This is a genomic window from Pseudomonas sp. 51_B (assembly GCF_017491595.1).
In the GTDB taxonomy this organism is placed as follows: Bacteria; Pseudomonadota; Gammaproteobacteria; order Pseudomonadales; family Pseudomonadaceae; genus Aquipseudomonas; species Aquipseudomonas promysalinigenes.
Genome location: NZ_JAFGYW010000487.1, coordinates 1 through 428, shown reverse-complemented (window position 1 = coordinate 428; position 428 = coordinate 1). Strand labels below are relative to the sequence as shown.

Sequence of the window (428 nt, the reverse complement as noted above, 5' to 3'; positions counted from 1 at the left end):
GGCCTCGACTGGCGGCGCCCGCGGTGCGCCGCCAGTCGAGGCCGTGGTGCTCGTAGAAGCGATGGTCCTCGGTCGAGATCAGCGCGTCGACCATCTTCGGCGAGATGTCGGCGAGCGGCACCCATTCGCGGTTCGACGGCTTGAACTCGGCGAGCAGCTTGCCGTCGGCGGACAGGATCTGCGCGGGCGCGTCGACGCGCGCCTTGCGGATGTCGCCGATGCTCGGCGTGAACGGGATCAGCGCGAGCACGTAGAGCACGCACAGCGCGGGGAGAGCGGCGACGGCGAGCAGCACGCCGCGCCGCGTCGGGTGGCGCAGGCGGTGCAGGACGGCGGCGGCGTGCGGCTTCGCGGCGGCGAGCCAGGCCGCGCAACGCTCGAGGAAGGACGACACGATTCGGCGGTTCACGCGGTGAGGCGAATAGGGA

The 428-nt window shown here is 72.2% G+C and carries 1 protein-coding gene; it reads right to left on the bottom strand.

Translation table 11 applies throughout. The features are described from left to right. Window positions 1–428: transglycosylase domain-containing protein (locus J5M56_RS25865; protein WP_207938167.1), on the bottom strand; the 428-nt coding region annotated here is incomplete at both ends.